The sequence below is a fragment of the Tenacibaculum crassostreae genome (genome assembly GCF_964512405.1).
GTDB lineage: Bacteria > Bacteroidota > Bacteroidia > Flavobacteriales > Flavobacteriaceae > Polaribacter > Polaribacter crassostreae.
On the sequence record NZ_CAZELE010000003.1, the window covers coordinates 472099 to 494177 of the forward strand.

The following is a 22079-nucleotide window of genomic DNA, read 5'->3' on the forward strand; positions in this document are numbered from 1 at the left end:
TGACAAAAAAGGTATAAACGATGTTTAGAACACGTAGACTTAGAAAAACAGAAGGAATCAGAAGATTGGTAAGAGAAAACCAACTGTCGGTGAACGATTTTATATATCCGCTATTTATTGAAGAAGGAGAAAGAATAGAAAAAGAAATCGTTTCTATGCCAGGAATTAAACGTTGGTCGTTAGATACCATTTCTAAAGAGTTAGATGAAGTGGTTGCTCTAAAAATACCGGCGGTTATTTTATTTGGTATTCCAACGGAGAAAGATGAAGTAGGAACAGAAACTTGGAACGATAACGGAATTATGCAGCAAGCGGTTCGTTATATCAAAAAGAACTATCCGAGTTTGTATGTAATTACTGATGTATGTTTTTGTGAATATACTTCGCACGGACATTGTGGTGTGTTACATGATAATGATGTTGATAACGATGCTACTTTAGTAAACTTAGCAAAGCAAGTAATTTCGCATGCAAAAGCAGGAGTAGATATGGTTGCTCCTTCAGGAATGATGGACGGAACTATTGCTATGATTCGAGAGAGTTTAGATCAAGCAGGTTACCCAAATTTACCAATTATGGGATATTCAGTAAAATATGCCTCGGCATTTTATGGTCCTTTTAGAGATGCAGCAGATTCTACACCAAGTTTCGGGGATAGAAGAACCTATCAAATGGATCCAGCAAATAGAGATGAAGGCATACGAGAAGCTACTTTTGATGATGAAGAAGGAGTAGATATTTTAATGGTAAAACCAGCTTTATCGTATTTAGATATTATTAGAGATTTAAAGGAGAACTTTGATAGACCAATTGCATGTTATAATGTAAGTGGTGAATATGCGATGGTAAAAGCTGCTGCTGAAAAAGGATGGATTGACGGAGAACGCGTAATGATGGAAAGTTTACTATCCATGAAAAGAGCAGGAGCAGATATTATCATTACCTATTTTGCTAAAGAAGCGGCTAAGGTTTTAAATAAATAATTTATGAAGGTAAGGATATTAATAATACATTTTTTGATATTCTTAACCCTATCATTATTTTATTTTTTTATTAGTGATGAGGTAAGTAAGTTATTAAATCCAAATTACTATAATGTTGAAATAGCTTTTAGAACATTTTTAAAAGGAGAGTTTTTATTGTTGTTCATAATTATTATTTCATGCATTGTTTTTTTATATAAAAATAAAAATAAATGAATTTCAAAAAATCACAAGAATTATATAACAAAGGATTGGTAAACTTAGTAGGAGCAGTAAATTCACCAGTACGTGCATTTGCTTCTGTAGGAGGAAATCCTTTATTTATTAAAAAAGCAAAAGGAAGTAAAATTACCGACGTTGATGGTAATTCGTATGTAGATTTAGTATTGTCGTACGGACCTATGATTTTAGGACATCGTCATAAAAAAGTGCAAAAGGCAATTACCAAAGCATTAAAAAACGGATATTCTTTTGGTGCTTCAACCAAAAACGAAATCAAATTAGCAAAAATTGTTTGTGATGCTTTTCCAGGAATGGATAAAGTTCGTTTTGTAAATTCAGGTACCGAAGCGGTTTTAAGCGGAATTCGTTTAGCACGTGCATTTACAGGAAAAGATAAAATTATAAAGTTCTCAGGTTGTTACCACGGACATCAAGATGCATTATTAGTAGCAGCAGGTTCAGGATTAGCGACTTTAAGTTTACCAGGGTCTAAAGGAGTTCCAGAAGGAGCGGTAAAAAACACCTTAATTGCAAATTATAATGATTTAGAAAGTGTAAAAGCACATTTTGAAGCACACGATGATATTGCAGGAGTTATTTTAGAACCCGTAGCTGGAAATATGGGAGTAGTAACTCCACAAAATAATTTTTTAAAGGAATTAAAAGAGTATGTAAACTCGAAAGGAGCCTTGTTGATTGTTGATGAAGTAATGACAGGTTTCCGTTCTAAATTCGGAGGAGCACAGGAGTTATTTGATGTAGAAGCAGACATTACGTGTTTAGGTAAGGTAATAGGAGGAGGATTTCCTGTAGGAGCGTATGGAGCTCGTAATGAAATTATGGAAATGGTAGCACCGTTAGGAGGAATGTATCAAGCAGGAACTTTATCGGGTAACCCAATAGCAATGGCTGGAGGTATTGCTACCTTAACAGAGTTAAAAAAGCAGAATCCGTATGAGAAATTTAACGAAATTGCTCAAATAATTGAAGTATTCTTGTTAGAATCAGCTAAGAAATACGACGTAGAAATTACTGTGAATAGATTTGGATCGATGATTAATCCGTTTTTTACAAATAAAACAGTAACAAACTTTACAGAAGCACAATCGTCAGATACTAAAAAATTTGCAATTTTCTTTTGGGAGATGATGCATAACGGAGTGTTTTTACCTCCATCACAGTTTGAAGCATGGTTCTTATCATCAGCTTTAACAGAAAAAGATATTAAAAAGATAGCCAAAGCCATTGATAAGTCGATGGAAGCTGTTTCAAAAATGTAGAATAGATAAATTGTCATTACGAGGAAGAATGACGAAGTAATCTAAAAAAAGATTGTTTCACTTTGTTCGCAATGACGTATAAAAAGATATGATAAAAAACGATTTATTTTTAAGAGCCTTAAAAGGAGAAACTGTAGATCGTCCACCAGTATGGATGATGCGTCAAGCAGGAAGATATTTACCAGAATTTATGGAGTTACGTGAAAAGTATGATTTCTTTACACGTTGTCGTACTCCAGAATTAGCATCAGAAATTACAGTGCAACCAATTCGTAGATATGGTATGGATGCTGCTATTTTATTTTCTGATATTTTAGTAGTACCACAAGCAATGAATGTTGAGGTAGAAATGAAACCTAATTTTGGCCCGTATTTACCAAATCCAATCCGTGATAGAAAAACCTTAGATCAAGTAATTGTTCCAGATGTACAGCAAGAATTAGGCTATGTTATGGATGCAATTAAAATGACCAAAGAAAAGTTGAATGATGAAATCCCATTGATAGGTTTTGCGGGGTCTCCATGGACTATTTTGTGTTATATGGTACAAGGTCAAGGGTCTAAGAATTTTGATAAGGCAAAAGAATTTTGTTTCACCCAGCCAACTTTGGCACACGAATTGCTTCAGAAGATAACAGATACTACAATTGTGTATTTAAAAGCTAAGGTAGCGGCGGGTGTAAACGCTGTTCAAGTTTTTGATTCTTGGGGAGGAATGTTATCTCCAATCGATTATCAAGAATTTTCTTGGCAGTACATTAATCAAATAATTGAAGCATTAAAAGATGATGCTCCGGTTATCGCTTTTGGTAAAGGATGTTGGTTTGCTTTAGGTGAAATGGCAAAATCAAATGCATCAGCCTTAGGGGTAGATTGGACGTGTTCAGCAAGAAATGCTCGTTATTTATCAGGAGGAAATATTACGTTACAAGGTAATTTTGATCCATCAAGATTATTGTCGCCACCAGCTGAAATTAAAAAAATGGTAAACCAAATGATTAATGAGTTTGGTAAAGACAAATATATTGTTAACTTGGGGCACGGAATTTTACCTAACATTCCGCTAGAAAATGCACAAGCATTTGTTGAAGCGGTAAAAGAGTATAAATCCGACAGATAATCCCTTTAAATATTTAAAAATGAAGAAATTATTTTATGTATTGGTATGTTTTATAACTACAATTACCTTCGCACAAAATAAAACGTATTACAACTTTGCAGTAAACAATTGCGTTGAAGAAAGTGCAGAGAACTTAATAGATAACTGTATTAAAGGATCATACTTATTAAATTATGATTTTACTTCTATAGACGGAAAGAAAATTAGTACAGATAAAATTAAAACTCCAATTGTAGTTATTGCAGGAGCATCTTGGTCGGCACCATGTCACGGAGATATTCCAGCAATTAACAAGATGGTTGAAAAGTACGGAGATAAACTACAGTTTATAATGATTCTTTGGGATGATGAAGCTAAGGCGAAAAGAATGGTAGATAAACTAGATAAAAAGGTTTTTATCATTCCTGCTAGAGAAGGAGATAAGGTAAAGAAAGATCATTTAGACATTAGTGGTTTTGTTCATAAATTAGATTATCCTACAGCGTACTTAATTAACAAAGACAAGCAATTTGTTAATGTTAAAAGAGGAGCAGCAACACCAACGAAAGAATTTGGATGGGATAAAGTAAATGAAATGAACACCAAAAATTTCGAAGACTTTTTAGCACCGATTTTAAAGTAATTCTTACTACAATATTTTTACAAACCTCTTTCTTAATCGAAAGAGGTTTTTTATTTTCACACAAAAAAGTAAATGATACATAACATTGTAAAAGGAATTCAGGCTTATTTTGGTGCTTTTAGTTTGATTTCTAAATTAAAATTGTGGAAATATTTTATCATTCCTATGATAATAAGCTTTTTAACAGCCTTTTTTGTAGGTTTTATGGCTTATACCTTTTCTGATAATATAGGACATTATATAGCGAACTTCTGGAAATGGGAATTTGGTAAACAAACGTTTGAGGTTATAAGTACTTTTTTAAGTGGATTGATAATTGTTGTCGTTGGATTGGTGTTGTATAAACACATTGTAATGGCTTTATCAGCACCGTTTATGAGTCCGGTTTCCGAAAAAATTGAAGATCATTTAAGAGGAGAAAATCATAAACATAGAATTACTTCTTTTCAAGAACAACTTATTAGAGGTATAAGAATCAACCTAAGAAACTTAACAAGAGAATTACTATTAACAATCCCAATTTTACTATTAGGATTTATTCCAATAATAGGTCTAATTTCAACTGTACTATTGTTTTTAATGCAAGCATATTATGCAGGTTTTGGTAATATGGATTATACTTTGGAGCGTCATTTTAAGTACAGAGAAAGTATCAGTTTTGTTAAAGAAAATAAAGGATTGGCAATAGGAAACGGAATTGTATTTATGCTATTTTTATTAATTCCTATTATTGGAGTTATTCTAGTGCTACCATTATCGGTAACTGCAGCAACTACAGAAACTATTAAGAGAATTCAATTAAAAGAATTACCAGAATAAGTACTTTTGCACTTCAAAAGAAAGAATACATGAAAGAACAATTTTACGCTTATATCCAACAATTACAAGATACAATAACTTCAAAGTTAGAAGAAGTAGACGGGAAAGCTAAATTTCAAGAAGATTTATGGAAACGTACTGAAGGAGGTGGAGGTAGAACTCGTGTAATTGAAAATGGAAATATTTTTGAAAAAGGAGGCGTAAATATTTCAGCTGTTCATGGTGAGTTGCCAGAAGTTTTAAGAAAACAATTTGGAGTAGAAAGTGGAGATTTTTTTGCCTGTGGATTGAGTTTGGTTATTCATCCTAAAAATCCATTTGTACCAACAGTGCACGCTAATTGGCGTTATTTTGAAATGTACGATGGAGAAGGGAATATTGTTACTCAATGGTTTGGAGGTGGTCAAGATTTAACTCCGTATTATTTGTTTGAAGAAGATGCAGTGCATTTTCATTCGGTTTGTAAAGAAGCGTGTGATAAGCATCATTCTGATTTTTATCCGAAATTTAAAGAAACTTGTGATACGTATTTTTGGAATGCACACAGAAATGAAGCGCGTGGCTTAGGTGGTTTATTTTTCGATTATTTAAAAGAAACAGAAGAATTCTCGATGCAAGGTCGTTACGATTTTGTTACCGAGGTAGGAAATAGTTTTTTAAACTCGTATGTACCAATTGTTGAGAGAAGAAAAAATATAGCATATACTCAAGAACATAAAGATTGGCAAGAAGTACGTCGAGGTCGTTATGTAGAATTCAATTTAGTTCACGATAGAGGAACCTTGTTTGGTTTAAAAACTAACGGACGTATCGAAAGTATTTTAATGAGTTTACCCCCAACTGTACAATGGATATACAATCATCATCCAGAAGAGGGAAGTGAAGAAGCCAAATTATTAAAGGTGTTAGCAAAACCTAAGAATTGGATTTAAGATTATAGATAACGTAATTTTAAGACTGAAAATCAATGTTTAAAAATGGTAATTTTGATTTTTGGTCTTTTTTTTTGAGGATATTTCAAAATCACAAATAATTAAAAGTAATTTTTTCATTAATAAAACGATGAAAAATCATTGCTTTTTAGTAACTTCGCAAACGTCAAAATTAAACACACTATGGCTAGATACGAATTGAAGCTGCCTAAAATGGGCGAAAGTGTTGCAGAAGCAACGATTACTTCTTGGGTTAAAGAAGTTGGAGAAACTATTGATATAGATGATACCGTTGTAGAAGTAGCTACTGATAAAGTAGATAGTGAAGTACCTAGTGAAGTTGAAGGAACCTTAGTTGAAATCTTATTTGAAAAAGATGCTGTTGTTCAAGTTGGTGAAACAATTGCAATTATAGAAACTGAAGGAGGAGAAGCGGCATCTACAGGAGCTCCCAAAAAAGAAGAAGCACAACCAGCTGCAGTTGCAGAAGTTGAGAAAACAGTTGAAGTAGCTAAAGAAACTGTAGCTACTACGATAGACACTTCATCTAGCGATCGTTTTTACTCACCATTAGTGAAGAGTATTGCGCAAACAGAAGGAATTTCTATAGCAGAATTAGAGTCAATTAAAGGTACTGGTAAAGAAGGTAGAGTTACTAAGAGCGATATTTTATCGTACGTAGAAAATAGAGGAAATCAACCAAAAGTTGTAGAACAACCAATCGCTACTCCTGCTAAAGCAGCACCTGTTGTAGAGAAAGTAGCATCAACACCAATTACTTTAGGTGGTGAAGATCAAGTGGTAGAAATGAGTCGTATGGGTAAATTAATTGCCAAACATATGGTTGACTCAGTACAAACTTCTGCTCACGTTCAATCTTTTATTGAGATAGATGTTACGAATATTGTAAAGTGGAGAAATAAAGTTAAAGATGCTTATTTAAAAAGAGAAGGAGAGAAGTTAACATTTACTCCAATCTTTATGCAAGCGGTAGCTCAAACCATAAAAAAACATCCATTAATTAATATTTCTGTTAGTGGTGATAGTATAATTCACAGAGGAAACATTAACTTAGGAATGGCTGCTGCATTACCTGACGGAAATTTAATTGTACCAGTAATAAAAAATGCTGACCAGTTAAGCTTGGTTGGAATGACTAAGCAAGTAAATGATTTAGCAAACAGAGCTAGAGCGAATAAATTAAAACCAGACGAAATTCAAGGAGGTACTTATACAGTAACGAATGTTGGAGGTTTTGGTTCTATTATGGGAACTCCGATTATCAATCAACCACAAGTGGCAATTTTAGCTTTAGGAGCTATTAGAAAAATGCCATCGGTTGTTGAAACTCCTGAAGGAGATTTTATTGGAATCCGCCAAAAAATGATTGTTTCTCATTCGTATGATCACCGAGTTGTTAATGGTGCTCTAGGAGGAACTTTTATTAAAACGTTCAAAGAGATTTTAGAATCTTGGGATGTAAATCAAGATTTTTAATCAAACAGATAAATCAGAAATAAAAAAGCTCACTTAAAAAGTGAGCTTTTTTATTATTAATAAGCTATTAGTTGTAATAGTTCTTCTTTAAAACGTTCTTTTGGCAGGTATTCTTTTTCTAAATTTCCAGCAAAAGGAATAGGAGTTTCGATACTCGCAACTCTTTTTACAGGTGCATCAAGGTATTCAAAACAATTTTCCATTATAAGTGATGAAATATCACTAGAAATACTTCCGAATAACGAATCTTCTTGTACAATAATTACTTTTCCAGTCTTTTTAACTGAATTATATATAGTTTCAGTATCTAATGGTTGTAAACTTCTTAAATCAATTAAATCAGCCGAAACGGTTACGTTTTCTAAAGTGTCTAAAGCCCAATGAACAGATGCTCCGAAGCTGATAATAGTAACATCATTTCCTTCTTTTAATATAGAAGCTTTTCCTAGAGATAAGGTGTAATAATCGGTTGGAACGTCTTGATATTTACTTCTGTATAATGCTTTGTGCTCAAAAAATAATACAGGATTTGGATCGTTAATTGAAGCTGTAAGTAATCCTTTAGCATCATAAGGAAAAGCAGGATATACTACCTTTAAACCAGGAGTTTTGGTAAACCAAGCTTCGTTAGTTTGTGAATGGAAAGGACCCGCGCCTACACCCGCACCACAAGGCATTCGAACGACTACATCAGCTTGTTGGTTCCAACGATAATGAGATTTTGCTAACAAGTTTACAATCGGATTGAATCCTGTAGAAACAAAATCAGCAAACTGCATTTCCATCACTGCTTTCATTCCGTTAACTGATAGTCCGTATGCAGCAGAAACGATAGCCGATTCACAAATAGGTGTATTACGGACACGTTCTTTACCGAAAGCTTCAACAAACCCTTCTGTAATTTTAAAAACACCTCCGTATTCAGCAACATCTTGTCCCATAATAACAATAGAATCATCTCGCTCCATTGCTTGTTTTAAACCTTGAGAAATAGCGTCTATTAGCCTAATGTTTTCAGTAGTTGAGTTAGGTTGAATGTTTGTAGGTGTGTCTTTTTTGTATACATCTTCCAATTCATTTTCAATCGTTGAAGAAATAGGGTCTTCTGCAAAAGCAATATCTAAATGTTCTTGAATTTGATTTTTAAATTCTTCAGTAAACTCTTCAATTTTAGATTTAGATAGAATGTTTTCAGAAATTAAAAAATCAGCATAATTGGTAAGAGGATCTTTAACCGCCCAGAAATCCATTAATTCCTGAGGTACATATTTAGTTCCACTAGCTTCTTCATGCCCGCGCATTCTAAATGTTTTGAATTCAATTAGAACAGGTCTTGGATTTTCTCTCACGCTTTCTGCTAGTTCAGAAAGTTTAGTGTAAACTTCTAAGATATTGTTTCCATCAATAATATGCGATTCCATTCCGTAACCAATTCCTCTGTCAGCTAAATGCTCACAATTGTATTGCTCTGAGGTAGGAGTAGAAAGTCCGTAACCATTATTTTCAATACAAAAAAGCACCGGTAAGTTCCATATGGAAGCGACATTTAGAGCTTCGTGAAAATCTCCTTCGCTCGTACCCCCGTCACCCGTAAAAACAGCGCAAACGTTTTTATCTCCTCTGAGTTTATTTGCAAGAGCGATTCCATCTGCAATTCCCAATTGAGGACCTAAATGCGAAATCATTCCTACAATTTTGTATTCTTGCGTACCGAAGTGGAAACTACGATCTCTTCCTTTAGTAAAACCATTCGCTTTACCTTGCCATTGTGAAAATAAGCGATATAAAGGAATGTCTCGAGTGGTGAAAACACCTAAATTTCGGTGCATAGGTAATATGTATTCGTCGTTTGTAAGCGCGGAAGTAACTCCGACAGAAATTGCTTCTTGACCTATACCACTAAACCATTTTGATATTTTACCTTGACGTAGTAGAATTAACATTTTTTCTTCTATCAATCTTGGTAAAAGCATTCTTTTATATAGGTTAACAAGTGTTGTGTCACTTAATTTTCCTTTGTTATAATGTATAGTTGTTTGTGTGTTATTCATTTAATTATATAAATTTTAGGGATATCAAATGTGCTTAAAAAAAAGGAAGAATCAAAGTAAATTTTTAACTAATTTTTAATTTTAGGTGTTGTTTTTTATCAGAATCTTAAAAATGGTAGTTTAAAAATATTGATTTGAAATTTGGTGATAAATAAACTATTTATTAAATGTATATTCGCCAAGAAATATTAATAAAAATAAAATGAAGAAAATTGTATTAGGTTTATTGTTAGTTGTAACTACAATAAGTTTTGCTCAAGAAAAAGTGTTGTTGAGATTAAATTATAAGAAAGGAGATTCATATTCAACTAAAACAAAACTCTCTCAAGTTATGGGAGCAGGTTTAATGACAAATAATATGGATATCCATATGGATTATAGTATTACTAATGTTACTGGTGAAGTATATGAGAGTGAAGCTAAATTTGTTAAATATGTAATGGACATGAGCCAAGGAGGAATGCAAGTATCGTATGATTCTACAAAAAGTGAAGAAGAATTAGATGCTGCAGGTAAAATGATGAAAACTCAGATGGATCCTATGTTAAAGTCAACTCTTTTTATCAAAGGAGATAAATTAGGTAATATTATTGAAACAAAAGCGGAACCAACTTTTCAAGGTGTTGAAAATTTTACTGAACAATCAAGCGGTGTTAAATACCCTAAAGAAGCAGTTTCTGTTGGGTATTCTTGGAATGTAAGCAAAGATAAGGATGGAATGAATTTTAATTTTACCTATAAAGTAAAAGAAATTACAGCAAAAAATGTTGTACTAGATGTTAGCGGTAAAGTTTCAGGTATTGCTGAAGGAGATATTAAAGGAGAGGTAAATATTGATAGAGAATCTGGATTATCATCAAAATCATCAATAAGTATGGCAATGAAAATTCAAGGTCAAGATTTAACAACTAATGTTGAGATTACTCAAGTAAAAAATTAAGATAAAATACTTAGTATAAACAAAAGCTCAGATTTTCTGAGCTTTTTCTTTTTATTAATTAGTTAAAAACCTGTTAGTTAGTTTTTTTTCTTTAGTAAATTTGCAATCCACTCATTAACTTCTCGCAATGAGCTTTTCTTATTAAAAATTAATAAAGCTCTAAAATTAATTTACTTAACTAAAGATCTACTATTATGAAAACAGTAAACATCAAGGTATTGTTGCTTTTGTTATTAATACCTATTAGTATTTTTTCGCAAGAAGAAAACAAACGTCCTAAATTTATTACAGTTACCACAGGTTATTGGAATATGGATTATGAAAATTTTGATAAAGAGAAGTGGATTGCTACAGAAAAAGAGTTTTTAGATAATGTAACTAAAAAGAATGAGTATGTTTTAGGTGCGTCAGTTTACCTTCATAGATTTACACCTGATAACAGTGAAATTATTTTTGTTACAGCTTATCCATCATGGGAAGCAATTGAAAAATCAAGCTTACGAAATGAAGAACTAATTAAAAGCGCTTGGTCTAATGAAGCAGATAGGAAAGAGTATTTTAAAAAGAGAAATGCCTATTATGCCCACACGCATTCCGATGAGATTTATGTACCTATAGGTAATGCTAAACCAATAAAACTAGAAGATGCAAAAAAAGAATTAGTTTGGTTGGCTGTAAAAGGTCATTTTGCTTATCCTGAAGAAGGAACAAAAGAAGAGTTTTTAAAATTAAATAAGGAGTTTATAGATAATGTTATAATGAAAAATGACTTGATAAAAGGTTATTATCAACATGGACATGCTTGGGGTAGTGATAAAACAGAGTTTTCTAGAGCAGTAGCTTTTGAAAGTATGGATGATTTAGATAAATCATATAAAAAAAGTGATGAACTATTTAAAGCTCATTGGAATACAGAAGAAAAAAGAAAAGAATTTAGAAAAAAAATGGGAAAGTATTTTACACCTAATCACGGAGATTTTATTTATACTTCAGTACCAGAACTAAGTAAGTAAATAAAAAACAAAAGCTCAGATTTTCTGAGCTTTTATTTTTTATGAAAATACCACCAGTTCATATCTCTCGTAAGTTGATAACCTAACTTTTCATAGAGTTGTATGGCTGGATTTCCTTTGGTAGTATGTAAAATAGGATGTTTTCCGTCTGCTATAATATTTTTTGTTACATGTTGGGTTAGTTGTTTAGCAAAACCTCTTTTGGTAAAATCAGGATGTGTAACTACGCCGCTTACTTCAATAAAATCATCTGTTTGCATTCGTTGTCCTGCTATTGAAACAAGTTTATTGTTTTTAAAAATACCGAAGTATTTTCCCATGTCAAACGTTCTCTTTTTATAATACCCAGGCATTACTAACCAAATTAAATTATAAATTTCATCTACGTAATCTTCTGTTAAAGGAATTATTTCTTCAGTAATTTCAACTTCTTCTAAGTTTTGCAATACCATTTGAACACCTTCAATTTTCTTGTCTAATATAATTTTTGAAGAATCGTAGGCTGGTGTTTCATTTTCTGAGACTAAAAAGAAAGAGTCGGTTCGTTTTGAGTATTCATTTAGAGCATGAATTGTTTTGGTAGTATTAGTAAAAGCACCGAAAGGGCAAATGTTAGGATTATAAAACTTCACCTTATCAAACTCAATAACATGTTTTTGATGCGTTTCACAAAGTGAATACCAAACAGGATTTTTAAGTTTATGCTCCATTATAGATGTTATTCAGTGCAGATTTTAAATCAGGAAAATTAAAAGTATAAAACTCACTCGTTTTTTCTGAAGAAACTCTACTTCCTTTTAATAAAATATATGCCATTTCTCCTAAAGCGGTTTTTAAAACAAACGAAGGAGCATTAAAAGGTAACATAGGTTTATTTATAACTTTTGACAAGATTTTGGTAAAACTTTCATTGGTTTGATGTTCAGGAGCCACAGCATTAAATATTCCTGTGAAGTTTTTATCTTCAACTGATTTGATATATAAAGAACATAAATCATTTAGATGAATCCAAGGCATATATTGTTTACCATCTCCTAAAGCAGATAAAAATAAAGGAGTATTCATTTTCTGTAAAGCACCACCTTTTTTTGTAAGTACTACTCCAGTTCGTAAGATTGTAACAGGAATGTTTTCTTCTTCAAATTGAAAAGCAGCCTTTTCCCATTTTGCACAAATTTTAGAGATAAAATCACCCTCAGGTTTATCATTCTCGATAAAAATTTTGTTAGAAGTTACAGCACCATAATAACCAATTCCAGAAGCAGAAATAAAACTTTTTAAAGGAACTTTGTATTCTTGTATTTTATTAAATAACAGGTTAGCAGTTTTAACACGACTGTTAATTAGCTCTTTTTTTCGCTTATTTGTCCAACGTTTATCTGCTATACCTGCTCCAGCTAAGTGAATGATATGAGTTACATTATTAAAAGCGTCTTTATCAATAAAATTGTCTTTAACATCCCAAAGAAACTCGTTACTTTTTTTAGGTGATCTGGTAAGTATATTAACAATATGTCCTTTGTTAGTTAGCTTTTTAGTGAGTTCCCTTCCTATTAAACCTGTTCCTCCTGTAATTAAAACTGTAGCCATAATACTCAAAAATAAGCATTCATTTTTAAAGAAGAAAGAAGGTTTATTGTGTTTTTTGAAAAAAAAATATCATTCGTAATCCCTTTAAAATAGAGAGGTTGTAACTTTTTTTTAAAAAAAGTTTATAAAAAAGAAAACCCTCATTGTTGTTTTCTCGTAAGTATGGTTGAATGAGTAATTAACTATTAAAATTTACAACAATGAAAAAAATGAAATTAATTATAGGAGCTGGTTTTTTAGCATTAATAGGATTAGTGTTATTAGCTGCAGATCATATAGATGCTCCTGAAGTAAAAGGAGGATCTAGCGATATTACAGATTTTTACGCTTTTCAAGGAGAAGATACAGATAATATTGTGTTTGCAGCTAATATTCAAGGATTATTAAGTCCATCTGCAACAGCTTCAGCAACATTTGATGAGAATGTGTTAATTGAATTTAATATCGACAACAATGATGATAAAGTTGAAGATTTAGTAATTCAAGCAATTCCTAGAGATGGAAAAATGTACTTTTTTGGACCATATAATCCATCAACAACTGGTTTAACAAGTACATTACCACAAGATGGATCAGAATATGGAGTGTCTATAACCCCTTATGGTTCTTCTGCTGTTGTTGGAAGCAAAGGAGCAATGAAGTTTTTTGCAGGTCCAAGAGATGATCCTTTCTTTATGGATTTTGCACAATACGGTGAAATTATAGCGGGAAATGCTAGTGGTTTTAACAATCCTGGTTCAGATACTTTTAAAGGTACCAATGTTTTATCGGTTGTTGTTGAAGTACCAAAATCTATGATAGGAGGCTCAGGTACTATTAACACTTGGGTAGAAACTAAAACTAAACAATAAATTCAATCAACTTTAAAATATAAAAGACATGAAACTTAATACTATAAAAATTTTAACCCTTTCAATATTATCAATCTTTACATTAACAAGTTGTGATGAAGATGATACTATGACAATGACTTCATTAGATTTTTCAGGAAGTTATATGCAAAAAGATCAAATGGGTAGACCAGCTATAAATACTGTTTTTGTAAATAGTGATATGAAAGATGATTTTAATATTACGATTCCTTCAGAACAAGGAACAAAGTTTTCAACCATGTTTGAAACGAATTTAAAAGCATTAAGTCCTGCTTATGCAAACGAAGGAGATAAAAATGCATTAATGTTAGATGCAAGAACATTTGCAAGTGTATTAGCAACTGATGTACTAACGGTTTCTTTAGACGGAAAAACAACTTTTTACGATGGAACAAATGTATTAACAGGTAGAGCTTTAGCTGATGATGTGATTACCGTTGAACTATTATTGATTTTTGGAGGTGAGGACTTTTCTGAAAACCCAACATTGTCAAACGATAACGTTGATGCAAACGATAAAGAGTTTTTAAGTTCTTTTCCATATTTAGCAAGTCCTTGGTAGAACGAGATGATTAAACCTCCTGGGGTTAAAATTGGTTGCTTTTTAGCAACCAATTTTTAAACAAACTATTAACTAAAAATCCTTCTAAAATGAAAACTATAAAAATAATTATTTGTGCTATTTTAAGCAGCACTATACTGAGTTGTACAACTTCAAAAACAACAAAAGTAGCCAACCAAGAAGAGTATAATAAATATTTACAAAATATAACAACTACTTCTGAATCGTTAGCACAAAAAGAACTAGACTTTTGGCAGAAAAAACTAAACAATCAGCCAACGCAATATCCATATTTAAGTAAAATAGCAAAGGCTAATACATTACTTTTCTCAGAAAAAGGAAATATTTCTTATTTGATAGAAGCGGAAAAAAAGCTGTTAAAAATCAATCAAAAAACAAATTATAACAAAGCTTCACATTTACGATCATTAGCAAGAAACTATATCTCTCAACATCGATTTAAAGAATCGTTAGAATTACTAAAAAAAGCTGAGGTAAATGGAGAAAACCTAAATGCTACCCAAAAAATGTTGTTTGATGTTTATTTAGAGTTAGGAGAACCTGATAAGGCTTCTAAATACTTAGCTGAAATTGAAAACTATGCTGACTTTGATTACCTAATAAGAGTATCTAAATGGCATGATTATAAAGGAGATTTGTCTTCGGCAATTCGATTTATGGAAAAGGCCATGAAAAAAGCGAAAGAAGCTAATAATAAAGATTTAAAAGCATGGAGTTATACCAATTTAGCTGACTTTTATGGACATAATGGTCAAATAAAGGATTCTTATAATTTATACATGAAAGCATTAGAACTAGATAATAATAATGCGTATGCAAAAAAAGGTATTGCTTGGATTGTATATTCTCATGATAAAAATGCAGATGAAGCATTACGAATTTTAGATATTATAAGTAACGAACATTCTTCTCCAGATTACTATTTGTTAAAAGCAGAGATAGCCGAGTTTAAGAATAATTTAACAATGAAAGAAAGTAATATAAAGGTATATTTATCGGCTGTAAAAAATAGCTCATATGGTGTAATGTATAATCAGCATCTAGCTAAATTATATTTAGAAGAACTTAATGACACATCTAGTGCATTATCATACATCGAAAAAGAAATTGAGAGTAGACCTACACCACAGTCTTACGATTTACTAGCTTGGTATTATTACAAAAATAAAGAGTTTAAAAAAGCTTTAGAAGTAATTAACACACATGTAGTAGATAAAACTTTCGAGCCCGAAATACAGTATCATATAGCTGAAATTTACAAAGCAAATGGAATTAATGATAAAGCTATGGCTTTAAAAGATGAGTTGTTAGAAAGCTCTTTTGAATTAGGTCCGTTAATGACAGAAAAAATTTCAAACATTTAATTAAATCCCACTATTTTGAAAGTAAAGATTTTATTTTTAGCATTATTGCTAGGAAGTTGTCATGTGTTTGCGCAACAATTTAAAGGAAAAGTATTGAATACTAATAGCAAGCCTTTAGAGAATGTGTATGTTTATAACATTACCAGTAATAGTCATACACATACTAAAGTTAACGGAGAGTTTGTTTTAGATAATTCTACTATTGGAGATGTTATAGAACTTGGTATTTTGGGATATGAAAAAATTAATTTCCAGTTAAATGAAAACGATTTAAAATTTCCTAAGACGGTAGTTTTAGAAATGAAAAGTTTTTTATTAGATGAAATGGTGTTGTCTAATAAAAGAGATCCGTTGCAAACAATTGTTAGGGTTGATTTAGATAAAAAACCAGTAAACTCATCTCAACAAATTTTACAACGAGTACCAGGGCTTTTTATAGGTCAACATGCAGGAGGAGGAAAAGCTGAACAAATATTTTTAAGAGGTTTTGATATCGATCACGGTACTGATATAGCGTTGTCGGTAGACGGAACACCTGTAAATATGGTTTCTCATGCTCATGGGCAAGGATATAGTGATTTACACTTTATAATTCCTGAAACCATTGAAAAAATTAACTTCGGAAAAGGACCTTATTATGCTAGTAAAGGAGATTTTAATACAGCTGGATATGTAGACTTTAAAACAAAAACATATTTAGAAAATAGTAGAGTAGAAGTAGGTATTGGTCAATTCAATACATTTAGAACATTAGGTATGTTTAATTTGTTAGATAAAAACAGTACAGATAATGCTTATGTTGCTATCGAATATTTAGAGACAGATGGTTTTGTGGAGTCTCCACAAAATTTTAGTCGAATTAATATTTTTACGAAGTATAGAACCTTTTTAAAAGATAATAGTAGTTTATCAGTATCAGCTTCGCATTTTACGAGTAAGTGGGATGCTTCAGGACAAATACCACAAAGAGAAGTAGACAATGGAAATATTACTCGTTTTGGTTCAATTGATGATACTGAAGGAGGAACAACTTCACGAACGAACATAAACTTAGAACACTCAAAAGTTTTAAAGAATGATGTTAGTGTAACTTCAAACGTTTTCTATTCAAATTATAATTTCAATTTATTTTCAAACTTTACTTTCTTCTTAGAAGACCCTGTAAACGGAGATCAAATAAAGCAAACTGAAAACAGAGATGTTTTCGGGTTTAACACACAGTTTAAAAAGAAAACACAATTATCAAATACACCTGTAGAGTTAACTATTGGAACAGGTTTACGTGCTGATATTGTAGATAACTTAGAGTTATCGCATACACTTCAAAGAAAAAAAGTACTAGATCAAATTCAATTAGGAAAGGTAAATCAAACGAATTATTATGCTTTTGCAAATAGTGAATTTGAGTTTGGAAAGTTTATGGTAGCTCCAGCATTACGTTTAGATTATTTAAAATTTAACTACAATGATTACTTATTAGATGAGTACAAAACATTTTCTAAATCACAAGTAGTAGTAAATCCTAAAATAAATGTAACCTATACTCCAAATGCTAAAATTCAATGGTTTTTAAAATCAGGAATAGGTTTTCATTCAAACGATACCAGGGTAGTGGCTACACAACCTAATAGGAAAACATTACCAAGAGCTTATGGTGTTGACTTAGGAACTGTTTGGAAGCCTACTTCAAAAGTAGCTATAAATACAGCAGTATGGTATTTACTTTCAGAAGACGAATTGGTATATGTTGGAGATGCTGGTATTGTAGAGCCTTCAGGAGAAGCACAACGTTATGGTATCGATTTAGGTCTTAGATATCAATTAACAGATTGGTTGTATTTTGATAGTGACGCTACTTTTACAAAAGCAGAAAGTGTTGACAATCAGTCTGGAGAGAATAATATTCCTCTAGCACCAAAAGTTACTGTTACTGGAGGATTATCAGTAAATAATTACAATAATTTTTCTGGAGGAATAAATTACAGATACATAGGAGACAGACCAGCAAATGAAGATAATTCGATAGTTGCAGAAGGTTATTTAGTTACCGATGCCAATATTAGTTATAAAATAGATAGTATAACGTTAGGTTTAGCTTTAGAAAATATTTTTGATGTAGAATGGAATGAAACTCAGTTTGCTACCGAATCTAGGCTGCAAAATGAACCAAATTCTGTAGAAGAAATCCATTTTACACCAGGAACACCTTTTTCAGTAAAGGCATCAATACGTTATACGTTTTAAATTAAGATAGTACAGTAGTCCGGGGGGGCTAACTAAGTTGTCATTTTTTGAAGGATGAATGGCAGCAAAAATATAGCCGCTTTAAGCGGCTATATTAATTTTATATATAATTTGTTTTATACAGATCCTAAAGTATAAAGTTGTTCAAGAGTAGGGAATTTACTTCCTCCAGCTGGTTCTAATGTAATACCAAAAGCTTGAGATTCGTTAGGGTTGTTAACTGTAAAAATCTTAGTATTGTTAGCAGCAAAGTTATCAATAGTACCTAAACTTGTAGGTGTAAGAGGATCTAGTTTTAAAGACCATACTTGATAAACTTTTCCTTCAGGAGGTTCAGGTAAACCTTGAAGATCTAAATAAATATTTTGAGTGCTTTTATTCCAATATACTTTTGCGTATGATTCAGGAGATACTTTTTGCCCTTGTAAAGGAACGGTAACTATATCTTTATTTCTAATTACGGCTAAAAGTTTTTTATTTTCGGCTAAATCAGAATTAGTTTTATCTAACTGAATTTCATATTGTTGTTTAGCATCGTTAATTGTATCTAGTTGTCCTTGTAAATTAGCGTTTTTACTTAACGATAAAATTAAAGTGGTTCCAACAACAAAAGCTGCTGCCCAACCAGTGTAAGTTACCCAGTTGTTTTTTGATGTTCGTAAAGGAATTGTTTTAACCGAATCTTCTTTTTCTTGCAACATTTTAATTAAAACATCTTTAAAAGAATTGTCAATGTTTTTTGGAGCAACTTGGGCGGTTAGTATTGAAATTGATTTTTCAATTTCTTGTATTTCACCTAAAATTTCAGGATGCTCTTTTATTAAATTATAAACCTGTTGGTTTTCTTTTTCAGAAAGTGCACCAGCAACGTATAACTCTAAAATTCCAGATTCTATGTGTTTATTTACAGCCATTATTTAAGCATGGTTCTTAATTCGTTAATACAATTTCTGTTTCTGGTTTTAACAGTTCCTATTGGTAAGTTTAAAGCTTCAGAAACTTCTTTTTGCGTAAATCCTTTAAAGTATAAAAGTTCTATAACTTTAATACATGTATCTTTTAATTTAGAAACAAAGTTTTTAATACCAATAGCATCAGTTTTTGAATCTAAACTATCTTGGGTCTCTAATATATCTACGAAAATTTCAGCATCAAGGTTTTTTGAACTGTTCTTAAAGTTTTTAGACCTTGTTTTGTCAATAGCAGCATTTCTAGCAATATTGATAATCCAAGTGAAAAACCGTCCTTTATTTTCTGAATAAGAGTCTGAATTATTCCATGCTTTAATAAAAACATCTTGTGTTATTTCTTCAGCTATTGTTTCGTCTCTAACAATATTGTAAATTACTCCATTAACGCTTTGTTTGTACATCTCGTAGAGACTCTCGAATGCTTTTACGTCTTTATTTCTAAAGTCTTTTACAAGGGATTCTAGTTGCATATAGTTGATTGATTTAGGAACAAAATACTAAAAATTATTTAGTTTTAACATTTAGTGTACACAAGCGAATTATTTCTATAATTCTTTTTTGTCGAGTTTCTTCTCTTTTTGCTTGTTGCAACCAGTATAAATAGCTTTTTCGATAGGATGGAGCAAAGTTTTGATAATTATTAAAGGCTGTAGTGTTTTTATCAAATTCAATTTGTAAATCTTTCGGAATAATTAAGTTTTCAACATCATCTAAAGCAAACCAAGAACCGTTTTCTTTTGCAATTTGTATCGATTTTAATCCAGAGTTGTGAAGAAGGTTATTAGATGTTAACTCTTCAATATATCTTTTATTTAAAGCGCTCCAAACACTTTTTGGTTTGCGGGGGCAAAAGTATTGTTGGCGTTTTCCATCACCTAAACTTTTTACAGTAGAATCTATCCAGCCAAAACACAATGCCACTTTTACAGCTTCTTCCCATCGCATGCTTGGTTTGTTAGTTTCAACTTTGTATAGAATTAAGTATACACCATCACTTTCATTGTGATTGTTTACCAACCATTCTCGCCATTCAGTATCAGTTTTAAAATATAGTTGAGGTTTCATTCTTTATTTTTTATAATGCCAAAAAGGAATTTTGGCTATTATAATATTAGTTGTATCGTTTTTGTGAATTCTTTTTCTAGTGATTTTTAATAAATGATTACCAGCTGATAAAGAATCGATATTTATGTAAGTTTCATAACCTAAGTTTTTACGTTTGTTTTTTGTAGCAATAAACTCGGTAGGATATTTAGTTTTATTAATGTAAACAGAAAACATATCGTTAAAGGTTTTATGATATACATGAATTAAACTGTCTTTATTTTTAATGAAACTATTCCAAAAAAGCATTTTAGATTTTAACCCTCTAATATCTTCTTTGGGTTTTAAATCTTTGTTATAGTTGAAAATTTTATCTTCCAATCGTTCGTTAAAAGCAATGAAAATATTTAAGTGATTATCAGTAATTACTTTTGAGGGTATCGTAGCTACTTCAATAAAATCGGTATCATTGATTAATTGATCTTCGTAATTATTTGGGTTTGCATAAATTTCAGAAGATTTCCTGTCTTCTTTTAAATAGTTAGACTTGTTGTAGGTATAGGTTGATGAAAACAAGATAAAAGCATAAATAGGAACTACAACAAAACTTAATCGTCTACCGAATCTATTGTCTAAGAAATTGTATACTAATGGACGGTATAAAAAGGACAGTGTTAGTAAACTGAAAATTCTATATACTGGGAAATATACTTTAACAAGCCATTTTTTCTTTTTTAAAAAACCTTGAGTAATAAAATCAATAAAGGTTAAAAAGGCACCGCTAAAAATGAATACGATAAGAACTATTCCGATAAAAGTTGAAATTTTTTCCCATATACCATCTAAATCGGTATCTAAAAAAATAAAAACAGTAAATAAAATACCTAAAAGTGTAAATAAACACGCTAAAAAGTAAAAAATAAATAAGAAAGAAACTGCAAAAAGCACACTACAGTAGTTTTCTAAATTTGCTATGTATTTATCAAAAGATCCTATTTTGGTTTGAAGGTAATTGGTGAATTTTGAAGTATATTTTAATTCTTTATAATCAATATCACCAGAAACATATCGTAACCCTAAAGCACCAATCCATAAACCTCTTAATATAACGTGAATTAATAGGTTTGATATTAAAATCCAACAAGATACTTTAATGGCATACCACAAAATAGTTTCTGCTAGCTTGCTGTCGTGTTTTGCAATTTCGTAGTTAATTTCGATAGGTCCAATAGCAGAAAATAATCCAAAAATGGCAAAACCTGAAATAAGCAATTCTAATTGCCAGCTATCTTGCTGTAATCTATCTAATAAATCTTTAAAAACCGAACTGTTATAGTCTTTACTCATAGTTTGTTTAGTATTGATCTAAAGATACATTGTTTTTTAAAAGAAAAAAACCACTTCAAAAAGAAGTGGTTTTAATTTATATAGGTAATGAGATTTATTCGTTTTCTAATTTTTTTGTTAAGTTAAACCCTACAAATAAAGCTGCACCAGCGCAAATAAATATTGATGATACAAAGAATACTTCAGAATCGATTGCGTTGTTTGGTCTGTTTGCCCAAGTACCACTATAGCCAAACATTGAGCTTAGAAGAGCACCTAGTAATACACCAACTCCAATTCCCATTGCTAAAAGAGCAAAATTTAAGATGATAACTCTCCAAGTTAATGTTGATTTTTTTCTTTCTCCTTGCATGAAGATTTTAGCATCAACACCTTTTTCTATTAAAGCTAAACGTTCTTTGTTTCTTGTTGAATAGAATAAATAAAAGATTCCGAAGATTACTGCGAATAAGAACATAAATACAATTGCTACTTCCATATTTTTTTGATTTTAAATGATTATTTTTAATGTGTTTGCAAGTATGACTGCAATGTTTTTAAAAAGGTTACAAAAAATAAATAAAAATATTTTTTAAAATAAAGTGT

Annotated in this window: 21 protein-coding genes; 13 read left to right on the forward strand and 8 right to left on the reverse strand. The window is 31.2% G+C overall.

Annotated elements, in window-relative coordinates; all coding sequences use genetic code 11:
• The first annotated feature begins 20 nt into the window (after positions 1–20).
• The 7 genes from hemB (at position 21) to ACKTST_RS04535 (ending at position 7475) form a co-directional block, all read left to right on the forward strand.
• Positions 21–983 (forward strand): porphobilinogen synthase, encoded by a 963-nt coding sequence (gene hemB, locus ACKTST_RS04505; RefSeq protein WP_408046539.1) that lies wholly within the window; start codon positions 21–23, stop codon positions 981–983.
• Positions 984–1195: 212 nt separating this feature from the next.
• Positions 1196–2485 carry a glutamate-1-semialdehyde 2,1-aminomutase gene (hemL, locus tag ACKTST_RS04510; protein WP_408046540.1) on the forward strand — a complete coding sequence of 430 codons (1290 nt, stop codon included), beginning with the start codon at positions 1196–1198 and terminating at the stop codon, positions 2483–2485.
• An 88-nt stretch (positions 2486–2573) separates the two neighbouring features.
• Positions 2574–3605 carry a uroporphyrinogen decarboxylase gene (gene hemE, locus ACKTST_RS04515; protein ID WP_408046541.1) on the forward strand — a complete coding sequence of 344 codons (1032 nt, stop codon included), beginning with the start codon at positions 2574–2576 and terminating at the stop codon, positions 3603–3605.
• Positions 3606–3624: 19 nt separating this feature from the next.
• Positions 3625–4227: a TlpA family protein disulfide reductase gene (locus tag ACKTST_RS04520; protein ID WP_408046542.1), complete on the forward strand. Its 603-nt coding sequence runs from the start codon at positions 3625–3627 to the stop codon at positions 4225–4227.
• Between the two features lie 72 nt (positions 4228–4299).
• On the forward strand, positions 4300–5046 hold the full coding sequence (locus ACKTST_RS04525) for an EI24 domain-containing protein (protein WP_408046543.1): 747 nt from the start codon (positions 4300–4302) through the stop codon (positions 5044–5046).
• A 29-nt stretch (positions 5047–5075) separates the two neighbouring features.
• The gene (gene hemF, locus ACKTST_RS04530; RefSeq protein WP_408046544.1) at positions 5076–5978 is read left to right on the forward strand and encodes an oxygen-dependent coproporphyrinogen oxidase; all 903 of its coding nucleotides are present in this window, start codon (positions 5076–5078) and stop codon (positions 5976–5978) included.
• A gap of 183 nt (positions 5979–6161) precedes the next feature.
• Positions 6162–7475: a dihydrolipoamide acetyltransferase family protein gene (locus tag ACKTST_RS04535; protein WP_408046545.1), complete on the forward strand. Its 1314-nt coding sequence runs from the start codon at positions 6162–6164 to the stop codon at positions 7473–7475.
• Between the two features lie 56 nt (positions 7476–7531).
• Here ACKTST_RS04535 and ACKTST_RS04540 read toward each other — a convergent pair whose 3' ends face one another.
• Positions 7532–9526, reverse strand: a complete 1995-nt coding sequence (locus tag ACKTST_RS04540) for an alpha-ketoacid dehydrogenase subunit alpha/beta (protein ID WP_408046546.1) — start codon at positions 9524–9526, stop codon at positions 7532–7534.
• Positions 9527–9728: 202 nt separating this feature from the next.
• Here ACKTST_RS04540 and ACKTST_RS04545 point away from each other — a divergent pair, with 202 nt between their 5' ends.
• Entirely contained in the window at positions 9729–10466 is a 738-nt protein-coding gene (locus tag ACKTST_RS04545; RefSeq protein ID WP_408046547.1) for a DUF6263 family protein, read from the forward strand.
• 194 nt (positions 10467–10660) lie between these two features.
• Positions 10661–11479 (forward strand): hypothetical protein, encoded by an 819-nt coding sequence (locus tag ACKTST_RS04550; protein WP_408046548.1) that lies wholly within the window; start codon positions 10661–10663, stop codon positions 11477–11479.
• Between the two features lie 32 nt (positions 11480–11511).
• On the opposite strand, the gene ACKTST_RS04555 is transcribed toward ACKTST_RS04550, so the two are convergent.
• Positions 11512–12189: a GNAT family N-acetyltransferase gene (locus ACKTST_RS04555; protein WP_408046549.1), complete on the reverse strand. Its 678-nt coding sequence runs from the start codon at positions 12187–12189 to the stop codon at positions 11512–11514.
• On the reverse strand, positions 12179–13069 hold the full coding sequence (locus tag ACKTST_RS04560) for a TIGR01777 family oxidoreductase (RefSeq protein ID WP_408046550.1): 891 nt from the start codon (positions 13067–13069) through the stop codon (positions 12179–12181). The genes ACKTST_RS04555 and ACKTST_RS04560 overlap by 11 nt, the downstream gene beginning before the upstream one ends.
• 200 nt (positions 13070–13269) lie before the next feature.
• Between ACKTST_RS04560 and ACKTST_RS04565 the strand changes: the two genes are divergently transcribed.
• The 4 genes from ACKTST_RS04565 to ACKTST_RS04580 all read left to right on the forward strand — a co-directional run bounded on the left by ACKTST_RS04565 (position 13270) and on the right by ACKTST_RS04580 (position 18132).
• Entirely contained in the window at positions 13270–13920 is a 651-nt protein-coding gene (locus ACKTST_RS04565) for a DUF4331 family protein (RefSeq protein ID WP_408046551.1), read from the forward strand.
• Positions 13921–13948: 28 nt separating this feature from the next.
• Positions 13949–14503 carry a DUF4331 family protein gene (locus tag ACKTST_RS04570; RefSeq protein ID WP_408046552.1) on the forward strand — a complete coding sequence of 185 codons (555 nt, stop codon included), beginning with the start codon at positions 13949–13951 and terminating at the stop codon, positions 14501–14503.
• 89 nt (positions 14504–14592) lie between these two features.
• Positions 14593–15888 carry a tetratricopeptide repeat protein gene (locus ACKTST_RS04575; protein ID WP_408046553.1) on the forward strand — a complete coding sequence of 432 codons (1296 nt, stop codon included), beginning with the start codon at positions 14593–14595 and terminating at the stop codon, positions 15886–15888.
• Positions 15889–15903: 15 nt separating this feature from the next.
• Entirely contained in the window at positions 15904–18132 is a 2229-nt protein-coding gene (locus ACKTST_RS04580; RefSeq protein ID WP_408046554.1) for a TonB-dependent receptor, read from the forward strand.
• A gap of 116 nt (positions 18133–18248) precedes the next feature.
• On the opposite strand, the gene ACKTST_RS04585 is transcribed toward ACKTST_RS04580, so the two are convergent.
• The 5 genes from ACKTST_RS04585 to ACKTST_RS04605 form a co-directional block, all read right to left on the reverse strand.
• Positions 18249–19046, reverse strand: coding sequence for an anti-sigma factor (locus ACKTST_RS04585; RefSeq protein ID WP_408046555.1), 798 nt, complete (start codon positions 19044–19046; stop codon positions 18249–18251).
• A complete protein-coding gene (locus ACKTST_RS04590) occupies positions 19046–19573 on the reverse strand; it encodes an RNA polymerase sigma factor (RefSeq protein ID WP_408046556.1) in 528 nt (175 codons plus the stop codon). The genes ACKTST_RS04585 and ACKTST_RS04590 overlap by 1 nt, the downstream gene beginning before the upstream one ends.
• Before the next feature lie 34 nt (positions 19574–19607).
• Positions 19608–20168: a YdeI/OmpD-associated family protein gene (locus tag ACKTST_RS04595; protein ID WP_408046557.1), complete on the reverse strand. Its 561-nt coding sequence runs from the start codon at positions 20166–20168 to the stop codon at positions 19608–19610.
• 3 nt (positions 20169–20171) lie between these two features.
• Entirely contained in the window at positions 20172–21494 is a 1323-nt protein-coding gene (locus ACKTST_RS04600; RefSeq protein WP_408046558.1) for a hypothetical protein, read from the reverse strand.
• A gap of 94 nt (positions 21495–21588) precedes the next feature.
• Positions 21589–21972 (reverse strand): DUF6249 domain-containing protein, encoded by a 384-nt coding sequence (locus ACKTST_RS04605; protein ID WP_408046559.1) that lies wholly within the window; start codon positions 21970–21972, stop codon positions 21589–21591.
• Positions 21973–22079: the final 107 nt, after the last annotated feature.